This window comes from Streptosporangium sp. NPDC049046 (genome assembly GCF_040649155.1).
In the GTDB taxonomy this organism is placed as follows: Bacteria; Actinomycetota; Actinomycetes; order Streptosporangiales; family Streptosporangiaceae; genus Streptosporangium.
On the sequence record NZ_JBEZEZ010000015.1, the window covers coordinates 142,878 to 157,216 of the forward strand.

Consider the following 14,339-nt stretch of genomic DNA (forward strand, 5'->3'; position numbering starts at 1 on the left):
CTTTTCCCGGAGTATATGTAGTCATGTATGCACGCGACAATGAATCAGGTGACAAGTCGTCGCAGGAGCAACCCACCGGCGCTCAGGTGGAGACCGCCGTCGAGGCGTTCCGGATGCTCAGTGACGCCACCAGGCTGCGCCTGATGTGGCTGCTGTCGTCAGGGGAGTACGACGTCGGCTCGCTCGCGGAGGCGGTCGGGGTCGCGCGCCCCTCGGTCTCCCAGCACCTGGCGAAACTCCGCCTCGCCGGACTGGTGCGCACCCGCAGGGACGGCCGCCGCGTGCTCTATCGGGCCCGCGACGCCCATGTCCGCGCGCTCATCGGTGAGGCTCTTTTCCACGCCGATCACGAGGTCTCCGGCATCCCGCGCCACGACTGACGTGCACCGGGCGGCGACGACTGGGCCGGCCGCCGATGTGATCGCGACTCCTTGTGGTGGCGGCCGGCCGATCCGCCAATTGACAGATTAATTTGTCTAATGGTTCCATGGGGTCGTGACGCCGACCGAGATGACACTCATGGACGAGCCCGACCGGCTGCGCGTGGCGCTCACCCCGATCCGCCGGCGGCTTCTCGCCCGCCTGCGCGAGCCCGCCTCCGCGGTCCAGCTCGCGATCGAGCTGGAGCTGCCGCGCCAGCGGGTCGGATACCACCTCAGGGTGCTGGAGGAGGCCGGGCTGATCGAGTTGGTGGAAGAGCGCCCACGGCGCGGTTTCGTCGAGCGCGTCATGAGGGTCACCGCGAACGCCTTCCTCGTCGATCCCGGCGTGCTCACCTCACCAAACGGAGCCGACGGAGCCGACGAAGCCGGTAAGGCGGACGGAACCGGCGGCGGTGAGGGGGGGGACGACGGGGGCGCCGAGGTGGCCGAGGGGTTCTGCCGGGTCGCCGACCAGTACGCCGCCGAGCATCTCGTCGAGGTGGCCGCCGACACCGTGCGCGACGTCACTCGCATGGCCGCCGCCGCCGACCGGAAGGGCGTCCGGCTGCTGACGTTCACCCTTGAGGCGCGGGTGCGCTTCGCCGAGCCCGGCGACGTGCACGACTTCACCGACGCGCTCGCCGACGCTCTCTCACAGGTGGCGGCACGCTTCGACACTCCCGGCGGGCGGCCCTACCGTCTCGTCGCCGGTGGACATCCGGCGCCCGGCCCGCGGGAAACCGGCGGGCACGACACCTCGGACACGCCGGAAAGAGACGGGCCCTCGGTCCCCGAGGGCCCGGAAACCGGCAGCTGACATCCCCTCCCCGGCCCATGGCCCGGGGTTCCCACGTTGGAGACATCCCATGACAGACGAGCCGTTCTCCCTTGAGGTCACCATCGCCGCACCTGTCGACGACGTGTGGAACGCGCTGCGCGACCCCAAGCTGATCCGACGCTGGCACGGCTGGCACTTCGAGGGTCTCGACGAGGAGATCGAGGTCATCTACCACCAGAACGTCGTGGAGTCGGCCGCCGAGCGCCGCATGGAGGTCCAGGGCGGCGACCTGTTCGAACTGGCCGACCTCGGCGGCCGTACGCACCTGCGGATGACCCGCGCTCCGCGAGGTGACAACCCCGAGTGGGACGACTACTACGACGACATCAGCGAGGGCTGGATCACCTTCGTCCACCAGCTCGCGTTCGCCCTGGAACGGCACCCGGACGCCGACCGGCGCACGGTCTTCCTCTCCGGTGCGGCGGCCACACCGGTGCTGGAGGCCACCGGCCTCGCTGCGGTCGCCGGGCTGCCTCCGGCGAGCCCGTACGAGTTGCGGGCCCCCGCCGGGGAGACGTTGCGCGGTCAGGTCCGGTTCCGTTCGGCCAACCAGCTCGGTCTCACCGTCGACGGCTGGGGCGACGGCCTGCTGGTCGCCGCGCAGAACCCGCCCTCGCCCGCCAATCCGGGCGGCGCCGCCATGATGGTGCTCACCACATACGGCCTCGACGACGGCGCGTTCGCCGATCTCGAATCCCGCTGGAACGCGTGGTGGGGACGTAACTTCCCCGAGGTGCCCGCGAACGACGGGGAGGCTCCCACCGGCGCGAAGCAGGAGCCTGACGTGTAACGGAGCCCTGATGGACGGAAGGTTCCAGCGGCGCCCTCCTTTATCTCAGCACGCGGAACCGCAGATGCGTGACGCGTGCCGACCCGGCCACAAAGGTCCTCTCCAGTTCGACGTGGTCACCGGCCAGACGGTCGAAGAGCCGGACGCCCGTCCCGAGCAGCATCGGTGCGAGCTGGAGCTGGATCTCGTCCACGAGTCCGGCTCTCACGAGCTGTTCGGCGATGTCCGCCCCGCCCATCACGAGGACGTTCTTCTCCCTCGCCGCCTCCCGAGCCCGCCGGATCGCGCTCTCGAGGCCGTCGGAGACGAAGGTGAAGGTCCCGCTCGTCATGGGCAGCTCCTCCCGATCCTCGTGGGTGAGCACGAAGGACGGCTTGGGGAACGGTGTGTCCTTCCACAGGCCCACGCCCACGTCGAAGGTCCGCCTGCCCAACACCACCGCACCCGTCGAGGCGGACAGGTCCCGATGCACCCCGGCGTCCACCTCCCGGTCGGCGTCGTCGTTGAACAGCCATTCGTGGAGCCGTTCGCCGCCCTCACCCATGGGGCGCTCGACGCTGACGTCGGGGCCGGCGACGAAGCCGTCGATCGACATCGTGATGTTCAGCAGAACCATTCCCACGAGATTTCCCCTTTGTCGCCGGAACCCGTGTCGCCGGGCCCCCGTTGTCACGCCTTGGTCGTCAGGGCTCGGGTGTTGAAACCCTCGCCGATGGACGCGTGTCTCCCGTGGCGGGCGGGAGGTCATCGCTCTCCTGACGCGGGTCATGTCGTCGTGTCTCGTGTTTTTTCACCGGGATGTGCCTCGCCCGGTCGTACAGGGCGGGTGCGAGTGCGGTGAGCAGCACGCCGGCGGTGACGGCGAATCCCGCAGGGTAGCCCACCGGTCCTGCCAAAAACCCGAACCCGACCGCGCCGACGCCGAGCCCGGCGTCGTAGGCGAGGTTCCAGGTCGCGCTCACCTGGCCGAAGGCGGATTCGGGGGCACGCTCGAACATCAGCGCCAGGGTCGCGTTCTGGGCCATGCCGTATCCCGCCCCGAAGAGCCCCATGCCGACGATCATCGCGACAGGGTTGTCCACCCAGAAGAGCCCGGCCGTGCCGAGAGCGGCGGCCAGGACGGCGGGGGCCAGCAGACGGGCGGAACCGTGGCGGTCGCCGTACCGGCCCGCCGCCCAGCGCGCGAACGGCGTGGCACAGGACTGCACGAGCAGGGCCACCGCGACCAGATCGCGTGACCGCCCCGGTGCGGCCAGCGGGAGGAAGGTGAGCAGGACACCGGCCGCCGGTGTCACCAGGGCGAAGACGAGCGCGGGCCTGGCGATCCCGCCGTCGCGGAGGACGGCGGGCCCGCGCCGAGTTCGGCCGTTGCCCTCGTGCCCCTCCTCGTGCCGCTGGGGCCGCGCTCGACGGGAGGGCAGACCGGGAACGGCGGCCAGCGCGAGCAGTGACAGCGCCGCCCCTGCGGCGAAGACGGGCCCGTAGCCGACGTGCTCGCTCAGCCAGAGTCCCAGCGGCAGGCAGGCGATGGAGGGGACCCCGACGGCCACCCCGTACAGTCCCAGTCCCTCGCCGCGCCGATCGGCGGGAACCAGTTCGGCGATCAGGGCCGCACCGGCCACCACCACGAGCCCGAGCCCGGCACCCCGTGCCAGGCAGATCCCCAGCAGCGGGGGCATCGACGCCGACGCGGGCAACAGGAGGGCGGGTGCTCCGAGCAGGAACAGGCCCAGTCCCATGACCGTCCGGTAGCCGTGCGCACGCAGCAGCGCGGGCACCGCGAACTCCGTCAGCACGGTCCCCAGCATCATGGCGCCGGTCGACAGGCCCGCTCCCACACCGCCCGCGCCGGATGTGGCCGCGTACAGGGGGACGACGGGCGCCAGCAGGTAGAAGCCGCCGAGGGCACCGAGCGAGGCGGTCAGCAACAGGACCATCGGGCGGTTCAGGATGCCGGTGCCGTCCCGCGGCCTCTTTCCCGCGTCCTTCGATGTCTCCTCGCAGACCCTCTGGAGATCCCTGCCGCTCCTGCGGGTCTCCCCGTCGCTCCCCGCGGGCCCCATGCCGCCGGGAGTCTCCGCGGAGGCGCCCTTCTGGTGATCCATGGGCCGACCCTAGAGCGGAACCGGCTCAGCGGTAAGGTCCGCTTTCATGTCGATCGAGTGGACCGGTTCGGGGCCCGAACTCCTGTTGCGTGTCGACAGGAACCGGCCGGAACCACTGCGTGTGCAGCTCGAACGCGCGCTGCGCGAGAGCATCCGCGCCGGCCGGCTGGCAGCAGGGGAGCGGCTCCCCTCCTCACGCGTCCTGGCCCGCGACCTCGGCGTCTCCCGAGGCCTGGTGACCGAGTGCTACGCGCAGCTACAGGCCGAGGGCTACCTCGTCACACGTGGCGGCTCGGCCACCCGCGTGGCGGCCGAGGCCCGCCCGCCGGTGGCCGAGCCACAGCCCGTGCCCGCCGTGCCGTCCTCCCTCTCCTTGCCGCCCGAGTCCACCGCGTTCACCGGGCCCGTTCGGATCGACTTCCGGCCCGGTGTGCCCGACCTGTCGAGCTTCCCCCGCGAGCGGTGGAGCCGGGCCCTGCGGCGCGCCTGCCGCGATGCGCCCGGTGACCTGCTCGGCTACGGCGATCCTTACGGTGACCCGGTGCTGCGCGATGTGCTCGCCGCCTACCTGCGGCGGGTCCGCGCCGCGGCCGCCGACCCGTCCCACACCGTCGTGTGCGCGGGGTACGCGCAGGGACTGCAACTCGTTCTGCGGGTGTTGGCGGGGGAGGGGGTGCGCGTCGTGGCCGTGGAGGATCCCGGTGACCCCGACTGCCGCGCCGTCGCCACGGCGCTGGGTTTCGACCTCGTCGCGGTGCCCGTCGACGAGCGCGGTATCGACGTCGGCACGCTCGCGACCTCCGGTGCGCGCGCCGTGCTCCTCACCCCCGCACATCAGTCGCCCACCGGTGTCGTACTGGCTCCCGACCGGAGACAGGCGCTGATCGCCTGGGCCGTCGCCCGCGACGCGACGATCGTCGAGGACGACTACGACGCCGAGTTCCGCTACGACCGCGAACCGGTCGGTGCCCTGCAGGGACTCGCCCCCGACCGGGTGGCGCTCATCGGTTCGGTGAGCAAGTCGCTCGCCCCGGCTCTGCGTCTCGGATGGATCCTCTGCCCGCCTCGCCTGTCCGCCGACGTCGCGGACCAGAAGCGGTTCGCCGACCGGGGCTCGCCGGCCTTCGACCAGCTCGCGCTCGCCGATCTGTTGAGCTCAGGTCAATACGACCGCCACCTGCGCCATATGCGGCCACGTTACGCCGCCCGGCGCGCGGCCCTCGTCGAGGTGCTGGGTCGGCACGCGCCCGAGGTCGAGCTGCGCGGGCTGGCCGCCGGTTTCCACGCGGTCGCCCAGTTGCCGCCGGGCGCGGACGAGCGTGCCGTGGTCGAGGCCGCCCGCCGCCGGTCCGTTGGGTTGTACGGGATGAGTGGTTATCTCCTCGGTCCCCCGGAAGGGCGGCCGTCTCCCGCGCGGCTCGTCCTCGGATTCGGCAACCTGACCTCGGACGCCGTCTCCGACGGCATCGCCACCGTCGCGGACCTGCTGCGGGGTTGTTGAGCCTCCGGAAGGCCCCGATGGCTCAACGGTGCCGGTGCCGTCTTCTCGCAGGACCCACCGCCCACGTCGGAACGGCGGCTTCGTCGCGAGGGCTCACGCCTCCCTGAGGATGGCGGCCACCGACTCGCGCAGCGGTGTGGTGGGGCGGCCGATGAGGGCGCTGAGCTCGCCCGGGGTGGGGGAGAGGGCTCCGCGGACGATGTCGAGGTCGATGTCGGCGTACATGGTCGCCGCCGGCTCGGGCAGGCCCGCGTCGATCAGCGCCTGGCGGTAGTCGGCGTGCGGCAGGTCCTGGTAGACGACCGGCCTGCCGGTGGCCGCCGACACCTCGGCGGCCAGTTCGGGCAGGCTCCACGCGGTGTCGCCGGAGAGTTCGTAGATCTTGTCGCCGTCCTCCTCGCGGGTGAGCACGGCGACGGCCGCGGCCGCGAAGTCAGCTCGGGCCGCGCCGGCGACGCGGCCCTCACCGGCGGCGCCGAAGATCACACCGTGCTCGACGCCCTGAAGGACGGACGCCGCGTAGACCTCGGTGTAGAAGCCGTTGCGCAGGAAGGTGAACGGGATCCCGGAGGCGCGGATGTGTTCCTCGGTGCCTCGGTGGTCGGCGGCCAGTGCGAGGGGCGTGGTGTCGGCGTGCAGCACGCTGGTGTAGACGATGCGGGCGACCTCGGCCGCTCTGGCGGCGTCCACCACGGCGCGGTGTTGTCCGAGTCGTCGTCCGACGGCGTCGCCGGAGATGAACAGGACCGTGTCGCCGGGCGCGAAGACTCCCTTGAGCGTCTCCGGCCGCTCGTAGTCGGCCTCCTTGATCTTGACGCCGCGCGCGGCCAGATCGGCCGCCTTGCCGGGATTCCGCACGGCGGCCACGACATGGTCGGCGGGCACGCTCTCCAGCAGTCCGTCCACCACCAGGCGGCCGAGCCGGCCGGTGGCACCGGTGACAACGATCATTTCACTTCTCCTCGCTCGAAGGGTTCGCCGCCAGGTTAGTACTAACTAATAGATAGCGCCAACTAAAAGTTAGTACTCTCTTTGGGGTGGTGTGGCGAGAAAGTAGGGTGGAAGGATGGACGACCGGGTCGCGATCCCGCAGGACGAGTTCAGTCAGCTCACCTTCGACGTCTTCATGCGCGGATGCGTCTCGCGCGAGACGATGGAGCACATCACCGGCCGCTGGGGCATCCTGGTCATGGTCGCGCTCCACGAGGGGACCTACCGCTTCAACGCCCTGCGCCGCCGGGTCGACGGAGTGAGCGAGAAGATGCTCGCCCAGACCCTGCAGGCACTGGAGCGCGACGGCCTGGTCCACCGCGAGGCCGAGCCGACCATCCCCCCGAAGGTCGAGTACAGTCTCACGCCGCTCGGTGCCCAGGCGGCCACGCGCCTGCTCGACCTCATCGAATGGCTGGAGGGTGAGATGCCCGCGGTGATGGAGGCCCGTGCGCGTCACGACCAGGCCAGAGGCGATCACCGGACGACGTAGGCGGGCCCCCCGTCGCGTCGTGCGCGTCGGTCCGGCGGCCGGCGACCCTCATCGCGGAACGAGGCGGCGAGGAGGGCGAGGCCGGATCGGTGTGCGGCCGGAAGCGTGGATCAAGAAATGTCGCCGAGGGTCGATAGCGTGTCCGGCATGAGCGACAAGATCATTGATTCCCCCACCGACTGGGTCTCCGCGCACCTTCGCACCTATGTCGAGTCGAACGGCGCGGAGGGGCACCTCTACTACGGCAGGCCCACCCTGCTGCTCACCACCGTCGGGCGCAGGTCTGGGCTGAAGCGGCGCACCCCGCTCATCTACGGTCGCGACGGCGACGCCTACGTGGTCGTCGCCTCCAACGGCGGGGCCGACGAGCACCCGCTGTGGTACCACAACGTGGTGGCTCTGCCGCAGGTCGAGGTGCAGGTGCAGGCCGAGGTGTTCACCGCCGTCGCGCGGACCGCGACCGCGCGGGAGAAGGCCGCCCTGTGGGAGCAGATGGTGGGAATCCACGGCGAGTACGCCGACTACCGGCGCAAGACGGCTCGCGACATCCCGGTGGTGATTCTCACCCGTGCCTGAGGCTTGATCCGGTGTGCGCACCGCCGGGCGGCCTCGTCGGGGTGGTTGTCACGTGGAGTGCGCGGTGTGCGATCTCGACCGAGCCGGCACCGGGGCGAGCGGGCGTGCCGCTCGCCCCGGTGACACTCGCTGCGAAACCTGTGCGAAACGGTCAGTTGCTACGGCTCCGCTAGCCAGGAAGAGCAGTACGATCTACTGTAATTGACAGTAAACCGTGCGTAAGGAGTGGGGCGTGGATCTTATCGTGCCGCCGACGGAACGGCTCTGGTGATGGCCGGTCAAGCAACCATCGGTGACCGCATCCGCGGATTGCGGTTGAGCAGGCACATGTCCCAGGCGCAGTTGGCCGGGCCAGACCTGTCTGACAGTTATGTTTCGCTCATCGAGTCAGGAAAACGGACCCCCACACCGGTCGTCACGCGCCTGCTCGCCGACCGGCTCGGCTGCGGCATGGAGTTCCTCCTCCACGGGATCGAGCCGCACCAGCGCGTAGACACCGGGCTCGCCCTGCGTCAGGCCGAACTCGAACTGTGTCACGGGGACCCGGCCGCCGCGGCCGAGCTCTTCGCCGACACGGCCAAGGCGGCGAGTGACGACAGCGCCGTGCTCGCGGCGCAGGCGCGTTTCGGTCATGCTCGCGCGCTGGAGGCCCAGGGGGACACGGCGGGGGCGGTCGAGGTCTACGAGCGGCTTCGCCACGAGGCCGTGACGCATCCCGAGCGTCTCGCCGTCCTTCCCGTCGCCGTGGCGCTCTGCCGCTGCTACCACCGTGCCGGTGACACGATGCGTGCCCGGGATCTCGGGCTGGAGGCCCTGGCCCAGGCCGAGCGGTTCGGGCTCGACCGGGGCGAGCTCGCCCTCGACCTCGCCGCGGTGCTCGCCGAGACCGAGATCGACTTCGCGTACGTCGAGCGCGTGCTGGCGATCTCCCCGCTGCCCGACGCCGTTGACCGCGACTCGGAGGTTCTCAGCCTGTGGCGGGCCAGTACGGCCGCGGCGGAGGAGGAGGACTCGTCGCTCGCCGCGCGGCTCGCGGCGGAGGCCGTCGCCGCGGGCCGGCCCGCGCGGATGGCCATCCGCCACGTCCAGAGCGCGATGCGCTGGGCATGGATCGCCACCGTGCGTCCCGAGGACGCCGACCTCGACCGGGCGGGTGAGTTCGCCGCCTCGGCGGTCGAGATTCTCTCGCGCCTGTCGGCCGGGACGATCGAGCACGCCCGTGGCCTGGTCGTGCTCTCCCGCGTGCGGCTGCGCTCCGGGGACGTGGAGGCCGCCACCGGTCTGGCCGAGCAGGCTCTCGGCCTGCTCGCCGACGTGCGGGGGACGGTGCCGGCGATGGCACACGTGGTTTTGGCCGAACTGGCTCTGGCACGCTCCAAAAACGGGGGCCCGGCACTGGTGAAGGCGCAGGAGCTGCTCACCGATCCGGACGCCTCCGGGGCTCCCGTCGTCGACCGGGAGTCGGCCAGGCTCTGGCGTGAGATCGGTGACCTCTGGGGCCGGGCCGGGGCGGCCGAGGAGCAGATGAACGCCTATCGCAGGGCGCTCGAAACGGTGGGGATCGGTCCACGCACGGAAGCACCGTCCGGTTCGAAGTGGCGTGAGGTGGCGATCCCGGCGAGTCCGGCGATCCCCGCGCACCTCGGGGTGTCGCACGAGTCGAGAGCCGGGTGACGTTTTCGCCCTGACGCATTGACGCCGTGCCCCTCCGGCCTCTTTGGGGTGGGCGCGCGTCGATGACGCATGGGCGGGTGCGCCTCGTTCGCCGGGATTTCCGGCGCGTTCGCGAAATGGGGTGCGAGGGCTTTGTCATGCCCTGGGCGGCGGGCTCGAAGGTGAACCGCGGGGCGATGCGTAACGCCGTGCGAAAAAAGTGGCAATAAAAGGCGGGTCGGCCTTTCGTCTCTTTTGTAGTGGATGAATGGGTAGAGGGTGGATCGGCGAATGGCGGATCCGTAAAAATCGGTGACACTGAATTGTCAATGCAGCTCAGGGGGGTGGCGAGACGTGTCGCGGGCTCAGGTCCTCGGAGTTGGATAGGTGAATGAGGCTTCTCGGTAATTGCGGATAAACTCTCTCCGTGTTACAGCCCCGAAATTCGGCCTTCCTGGAATGTCGCACATATCGTTATTGTGTGGCGGTCGGTCTGATGGTGGGGCGAGAGGGGCGTAATGGCTGATGTGCTCGTGGTTCCGGTGCGTCTGGCGGCGCTCTATTCGAAGGACGAGGTCGGAGTCGTCGAGCCGGTGGATTTCACCCGGTTGCCGTATGTCGATCTCATGACGAAACGGGACGTCCGGCCGGGAACCCCGTACATCAGCGAGGAGATCCTCCCGGACCCCTTCGAGAGGCAGGACTTCCTGCTCGGGCCGGGAGTGCACCTGCACTGGTCGCTTCCGGACGCGCTGACCCGGCTCGTCCAGGAGGACGGGAAGACGCGGGTGCCCGCCGTGCCGAACCGGTGGCTGGTGACGCGCCGCAGGGACGAGGCGTTGGAACGTTCCTGGGTGGTCGAGAGCGACTACCTGGCCGCACCGGGCGACGCGAACGCGGCCGGGATCGCGTTCCCCATGACCGACGGCGGCGTGTTCGTCGGCGCGAGCGCGACCGAGGCGCTCGCCGCCCACCTCGGTACGGTGCTCGACGGGGTCGCCCCCGACGAGGCCGAGAACCTGCTCGAAGCCCTCGGCGCGAAAACCTGTGGCCAGGTGTCGTGCCGAGACGGTTCACTGTCACGGCATGACGATCTTCGGTCCCGTGATCGACACCCGGCCTCTGTTCCCACGCGAACGTCGCGCGCTGCTCGACCTGCTCGGATCACTGGATCCGCAGGACTGGGAGCGGCCGACGGTCTGCCCGGGGTGGAATGTCCATGACGTCGTCGGACACGTCCTCAACGACTACCTGCGTCGGCTCTCGGGCGGTCGGGACGGGTACCGCGGCGCCGTTTTCGCCGACGATGAGACGTTGCCCGCCTACCTGGCACGTGTCAACGAGGAGTTCGTCCGGGCGTTTCGTCAATGCAGCCCGCAGGTGATGATCGAGCTGCTGGCCCACCTGGGCCCCGAGCTCGACGCCCTGTGGTCGGTCCGCAACTTGGACGCCCCCGCCGATCTGAACGTGTCCTGGGCCGCCACCGATCTGACCAGTCCCGCCTGGCTCGACATCGCCCGCGAATACACGGAGTTCTGGGTCCACCAGCAGCAGATACGCGATGCCGTCTCCCGCCCGGGCGCCGACGACCCGGATCTGCTGGGCCCCGTCATCGACACGTTCCTGCGCGCGCTGCCCCACACCCTGCGGGCCGAGACCCGTCCCGAGGGCACGGTCATGCGATTCGACGTCACCGGCTCGGCGGGCGGTGTCTGGTTTGTCGCACGACAGGCCGGTCGATGGCAGATGGCTCCTGGCGACACGGTGGACGAACCCGTCGCGCACGTCACGATGGATCAGGATGTGCTCTGGCGTCTCGCCGGCCGGGGAATCACCGTCGAGGAGGCGCGACGACGCTCGGGCACACGCGGCGACCTCGGCCTCACCTCGGCCGCCACCACTCTCCTCGCGGTCGTCCGGTAACCCGCACGGCGGGTCCTTCGTCACCGAGACACCCGAACGGCGTGGCACCCGGCCGGGGTGGAGCGTCCCGCGCGACCGGAGTGGTGGCGACGACCGAAGCGGTGACGATCCGCCCGATGCCGGTGACCTCGGCGTCGGGCGGAGATCCTGTCAATCCTGCCTGCGGGACTTCAGCCGCGCCGACAAGGCCGCCGCCTGGGTGCGGCGCTCCATGCTGAGCTTGGACAGCATGTTGGAGACGTAGTTCTTGACGGTCTTCTCGGCGAGGTGCATCCGCTCGCCGATCTGCCGGTTGGTCAGGCCCTCGCCGATGAGTTCCAGGATGTGCCGCTCCTGGTCCGTCAGCGCCTCCAGGGGGTCCTTGCGGGCGGCCTGCTCGCGCAGCCGCGCCAGCATGGCCGAGGTCGTCTGCGGGTCGAGCAGCGACTGGCCGCCCGCCACCGTACGCACGGCGCCCACCAGATCCGAGCCGTGGATCTGCTTGAGCACGTAGCCGGACGCGCCCGCCATCACCGCGTTGAACAGGGCGTCGTCGTCGGCGAAGGAGGTGAGCATCAGACAGGCCAGATCCGGGACCCTGGAGCGGACCTCCCGGCACACGTCCACCCCGTTGCCGTCGGGCAGGCGTACGTCCAGGACGGCGACGTCGGGCCGCAGCGCCGGAATGCGGGCCACCGCCGACTCGGCGGTCCCCGCCTCGCCGATCACCTCGATGTCGCCCTCGGACTCCAGCAGCGCGGCCACGCCCCGCCGTACCACTTCGTGATCGTCGACCAGGAACACGCGAATCATGCCTCGGATGGTAGTCCTCTCACGACCTCGCCTGTAGGGACCTAGGTCCTCAGCGGATCCTCAGCGGGTCCTCAGCGCCGCCGCCGTACGATCTCGCGGGTCACCGGCCGGGCTCCCCGGGGAGCGGGATCTTTCCCTCGCCACCTGAGTTAGGTTAGGCTAACTTTAATCGCGTGCCTCCTCCCGTAAAGAGCGCGTACCTCGCCAAAAGGCTCGCCGGTCTGTTCCTGCTGGGCGGCCTGCTGCTGCTCGCCGTGCTGGCCGGAATCGTGATCGGCGCCAAGCACATCCCGCCAGGCCAGGCATTGGCCGGAGTGTTCTCCCCGGACGGCTCGGAGAACGCGCTGATCATCCAGGAGTTGCGGCTGCCGCGCACCCTGCTCGGGGTCGCCGTCGGGGCGGCGCTCGGACTGGCGGGCGCGCTCATGCAGGCGCTGACCCGCAACCCGCTGGCCGAGCCGGGACTGCTCGGTGTCAACGGCGGCGCCGCGGTGGCGGTCGTGACGGTGATCGGCCTCTTCCGGGTGGACGACGTCCTCGTCTACGTGTGGGCGGCGTTCCTCGGAGCCGCCGGAGCCGCGCTGCTCGTCTACCTGATCGGGGCGCGCGGCCGTTCCGGCGCCACACCCGCGCGGCTCGTCCTCGCGGGCGCCGGGATCAACGCGGTGTTCAGCTCGCTGACGGCGGGGATGATGCTGCTCAGCCCGCGCAGCTTCAACGGCTTCCGCTTCTGGCAGGTGGGCTCGCTGTCCGGGCGTGACCTCGCCCTCTTCGTGCGGATCGGCCCGTTCCTGCTGGCGGGAACGGTGCTGGCGCTTCTCCTGGCGCGCCCGCTCAACGCCCTCGCCCTGGGGGAGGACGCCGGGCGCGCGCTGGGTGCCAGGCCGGGCAGGACCCGCGCGCTGGGGGCGCTCGCGATCGTGATGCTGTGCGGTGCCGCCACGGCGGCGGTGGGCCCGATCGCGTTCGTCGGGCTGGCGGTGCCCTTCATGGTCAGGGCGCTGGTCGGCCCCGACCAGCGCTGGGTGCTGCCGTACTCGCTGCTGCTGGCGCCGGTGCTGATGCTCGCCGCCGACGTCCTGGGGCGCGTGGTCGCTGCGCCCGGCGAACTGGAGACGGGCCTCGTCACCGCGTTCCTCGGCGCTCCCCTCCTGGCACTGATGGTCCGTCGCGGAAGGGTTCCGCAGCTGTGAGCACGAATCGTGTCCTGCGCGTCGGGACGATGTCCCTGCGATGGGAGCCGCGCGTCGTCGTGGTGTGTGCCGCGCTGGTGGCCCTCGCGCTGGGGACGGCGGTGGCGGTGGTCGGCAGCGGTGACTTCCCCGTCTCCGCCGCCGAGGTGGTGGGGGCGCTGACCGGTCGGGGGGAGCGGGCCACGGAGTTCATCGTGCTCACGTTGCGCCTGCCCAGGGCGCTCACCGGCCTGCTCGCCGGCGCGGCGCTCGGCCTGAGCGGGGCCGTCTTCCAGAGCATCACGCGCAACCCGCTGGGCAGCCCGGACATCATCGGGTTCACGACGGGGTCGGCGACCGGCGCGCTGCTGCAGATCCTGGTCATCGGTGGCGGCGCCGTCGCCGTCGCGGCCGGCTCCGTTCTCGGCGCGGTGCTGACCGCGCTCGCCGTCTACCTGGTCGCCTACCGGGGCGGGGTGCACGGTTACCGGCTGGTCCTGGTCGGGGTCGCCGCAGCCGCGATGCTCGAGGCGTTCAACGCCTATCTCGTCACCCGCGCCGAGTTGCGCGAGGCGTACGAGGCGGCGTTCTGGCTCACCGGCAGCCTGAACGGCAGGGGGTGGCAGCACGCGTGGCCACTCGCCCTGGCGATGGCCGTCCTCGTACCGGCCGCGCTGGCCTTCGGGGGCCGGCTGCGCATGGGAGAGCTCGGGGACGACGCGGCCCAGGCGCTCGGCGTGCCCGTCCAGCGGACGCGGGCCGCGCTCGTGGTGATCGGGGTGGGGCTGGTGGCGGTGGCGACCGCGGCGGTGGGGCCGGTCCCGTTCGTCGCGCTCGCCGCGCCGCAACTGGCGCGCGGACTCACCCGCAAGCCCGGTACGCAGCTCGTACCGGCCGCGCTGATGGGCGCGACGCTGCTCGTGCTCAGCGACCTGGTGACGTTGCACCTGCCGGTCGCGGTGCCGGTCGGCGTGGTCACCGGGGTCCTCGGCGGCGTCTATCTGGTCTGGCTGCTCTCGACCGAGGGAGTGCGAGGACGGGCGTGAGCGGCCGGGTGTTTCGAGGTGACGGCGTGCTGAGGGCC

At 70.8% G+C, this 14,339-nt stretch carries 15 protein-coding genes; 11 read left to right on the forward strand and 4 right to left on the reverse strand.

Features of this window, described 5'->3' with window-relative positions; all coding sequences use genetic code 11:
• Positions 1-23 precede the first annotated feature (23 nt).
• The 3 genes from AB0B96_RS22460 to AB0B96_RS22470 all read left to right on the forward strand — a co-directional run bounded on the left by AB0B96_RS22460 (position 24) and on the right by AB0B96_RS22470 (position 2,050).
• Positions 24-380 carry a metalloregulator ArsR/SmtB family transcription factor gene (locus AB0B96_RS22460; protein ID WP_362901416.1) on the forward strand — a complete coding sequence of 119 codons (357 nt, stop codon included), beginning with the start codon at positions 24-26 and terminating at the stop codon, positions 378-380.
• Between the two features lie 115 nt (positions 381-495).
• A complete protein-coding gene (locus tag AB0B96_RS22465; protein ID WP_362901418.1) occupies positions 496-1,239 on the forward strand; it encodes a helix-turn-helix domain-containing protein in 744 nt (247 codons plus the stop codon).
• A gap of 49 nt (positions 1,240-1,288) precedes the next feature.
• Positions 1,289-2,050, forward strand: a complete 762-nt coding sequence (locus tag AB0B96_RS22470; protein ID WP_362901420.1) for an SRPBCC domain-containing protein — start codon at positions 1,289-1,291, stop codon at positions 2,048-2,050.
• A 40-nt stretch (positions 2,051-2,090) separates the two neighbouring features.
• On the opposite strand, the gene AB0B96_RS22475 is transcribed toward AB0B96_RS22470, so the two are convergent.
• Both AB0B96_RS22475 and AB0B96_RS22480 read right to left on the reverse strand, forming a co-directional pair.
• Complete coding sequence (locus tag AB0B96_RS22475) at positions 2,091-2,666, reverse strand: dihydrofolate reductase family protein (protein ID WP_362901518.1); 576 nt, start codon at positions 2,664-2,666, stop codon at positions 2,091-2,093.
• A 67-nt stretch (positions 2,667-2,733) separates the two neighbouring features.
• Entirely contained in the window at positions 2,734-4,155 is a 1,422-nt protein-coding gene (locus tag AB0B96_RS22480; protein ID WP_362901422.1) for an MFS transporter, read from the reverse strand.
• Between the two features lie 46 nt (positions 4,156-4,201).
• Here AB0B96_RS22480 and AB0B96_RS22485 point away from each other — a divergent pair, with 46 nt between their 5' ends.
• Positions 4,202-5,656 carry a PLP-dependent aminotransferase family protein gene (locus AB0B96_RS22485; protein ID WP_362901424.1) on the forward strand — a complete coding sequence of 485 codons (1,455 nt, stop codon included), beginning with the start codon at positions 4,202-4,204 and terminating at the stop codon, positions 5,654-5,656.
• Positions 5,657-5,749: 93 nt separating this feature from the next.
• Here AB0B96_RS22485 and AB0B96_RS22490 read toward each other — a convergent pair whose 3' ends face one another.
• Positions 5,750-6,607: an NAD(P)H-binding protein gene (locus AB0B96_RS22490; RefSeq protein ID WP_362901426.1), complete on the reverse strand. Its 858-nt coding sequence runs from the start codon at positions 6,605-6,607 to the stop codon at positions 5,750-5,752.
• 115 nt (positions 6,608-6,722) lie between these two features.
• Here AB0B96_RS22490 and AB0B96_RS22495 point away from each other — a divergent pair, with 115 nt between their 5' ends.
• From AB0B96_RS22495 to AB0B96_RS22515, 5 genes are all read left to right on the forward strand, one after another.
• Entirely contained in the window at positions 6,723-7,139 is a 417-nt protein-coding gene (locus tag AB0B96_RS22495; protein ID WP_362901428.1) for a helix-turn-helix domain-containing protein, read from the forward strand.
• 147 nt (positions 7,140-7,286) lie between these two features.
• Positions 7,287-7,715 (forward strand): nitroreductase family deazaflavin-dependent oxidoreductase, encoded by a 429-nt coding sequence (locus tag AB0B96_RS22500; protein WP_350947270.1) that lies wholly within the window; start codon positions 7,287-7,289, stop codon positions 7,713-7,715.
• A gap of 270 nt (positions 7,716-7,985) precedes the next feature.
• Entirely contained in the window at positions 7,986-9,389 is a 1,404-nt protein-coding gene (locus AB0B96_RS22505; protein WP_362901431.1) for a helix-turn-helix transcriptional regulator, read from the forward strand.
• Between the two features lie 497 nt (positions 9,390-9,886).
• On the forward strand, positions 9,887-10,591 hold the full coding sequence (locus tag AB0B96_RS22510) for a hypothetical protein (protein ID WP_362901433.1): 705 nt from the start codon (positions 9,887-9,889) through the stop codon (positions 10,589-10,591).
• Positions 10,473-11,291 carry a maleylpyruvate isomerase family mycothiol-dependent enzyme gene (locus AB0B96_RS22515; protein WP_362901520.1) on the forward strand — a complete coding sequence of 273 codons (819 nt, stop codon included), beginning with the start codon at positions 10,473-10,475 and terminating at the stop codon, positions 11,289-11,291. Before AB0B96_RS22510 ends, AB0B96_RS22515 begins: the two co-directional genes overlap by 119 nt.
• 150 nt (positions 11,292-11,441) lie before the next feature.
• Here AB0B96_RS22515 and AB0B96_RS22520 read toward each other — a convergent pair whose 3' ends face one another.
• Positions 11,442-12,083 (reverse strand): response regulator transcription factor, encoded by a 642-nt coding sequence (locus AB0B96_RS22520; RefSeq protein WP_350947273.1) that lies wholly within the window; start codon positions 12,081-12,083, stop codon positions 11,442-11,444.
• Positions 12,084-12,256: 173 nt separating this feature from the next.
• Between AB0B96_RS22520 and AB0B96_RS22525 the strand changes: the two genes are divergently transcribed.
• Positions 12,257-13,276, forward strand: a complete 1,020-nt coding sequence (locus AB0B96_RS22525; RefSeq protein WP_362901435.1) for an iron chelate uptake ABC transporter family permease subunit — start codon at positions 12,257-12,259, stop codon at positions 13,274-13,276.
• The gene (locus AB0B96_RS22530) at positions 13,273-14,301 is read left to right on the forward strand and encodes an iron chelate uptake ABC transporter family permease subunit (RefSeq protein WP_362901437.1); all 1,029 of its coding nucleotides are present in this window, start codon (positions 13,273-13,275) and stop codon (positions 14,299-14,301) included. Before AB0B96_RS22525 ends, AB0B96_RS22530 begins: the two co-directional genes overlap by 4 nt.
• Positions 14,302-14,339 lie beyond the last annotated feature (38 nt).

What these genes read in the sequence shown, in the direction of transcription:
- AB0B96_RS22460 (WP_362901416.1), top strand. Translation starts at nt 24, where the DNA reads ATGTATGCACGCGACAATGAATCAGGTGACAAGTCGTCGCAGGAGCAA.
- AB0B96_RS22480 (WP_362901422.1), bottom strand. Translation starts at nt 4,155, where the DNA reads ATGGATCACCAGAAGGGCGCCTCCGCGGAGACTCCCGGCGGCATGGGG.
- AB0B96_RS22495 (WP_362901428.1), top strand. Translation starts at nt 6,723, where the DNA reads ATGGACGACCGGGTCGCGATCCCGCAGGACGAGTTCAGTCAGCTCACC.
- AB0B96_RS22520 (WP_350947273.1), bottom strand. Translation starts at nt 12,083, where the DNA reads ATGATTCGCGTGTTCCTGGTCGACGATCACGAAGTGGTACGGCGGGGC.
- AB0B96_RS22490 (WP_362901426.1), bottom strand. Translation starts at nt 6,607, where the DNA reads ATGATCGTTGTCACCGGTGCCACCGGCCGGCTCGGCCGCCTGGTGGTG.
- AB0B96_RS22485 (WP_362901424.1), top strand. Translation starts at nt 4,202, where the DNA reads ATGTCGATCGAGTGGACCGGTTCGGGGCCCGAACTCCTGTTGCGTGTC.
- AB0B96_RS22500 (WP_350947270.1), top strand. Translation starts at nt 7,287, where the DNA reads ATGAGCGACAAGATCATTGATTCCCCCACCGACTGGGTCTCCGCGCAC.
- AB0B96_RS22470 (WP_362901420.1), top strand. Translation starts at nt 1,289, where the DNA reads ATGACAGACGAGCCGTTCTCCCTTGAGGTCACCATCGCCGCACCTGTC.
- AB0B96_RS22475 (WP_362901518.1), bottom strand. Translation starts at nt 2,666, where the DNA reads ATGGTTCTGCTGAACATCACGATGTCGATCGACGGCTTCGTCGCCGGC.
- AB0B96_RS22510 (WP_362901433.1), top strand. Translation starts at nt 9,887, where the DNA reads ATGGCTGATGTGCTCGTGGTTCCGGTGCGTCTGGCGGCGCTCTATTCG.
- AB0B96_RS22505 (WP_362901431.1), top strand. Translation starts at nt 7,986, where the DNA reads ATGGCCGGTCAAGCAACCATCGGTGACCGCATCCGCGGATTGCGGTTG.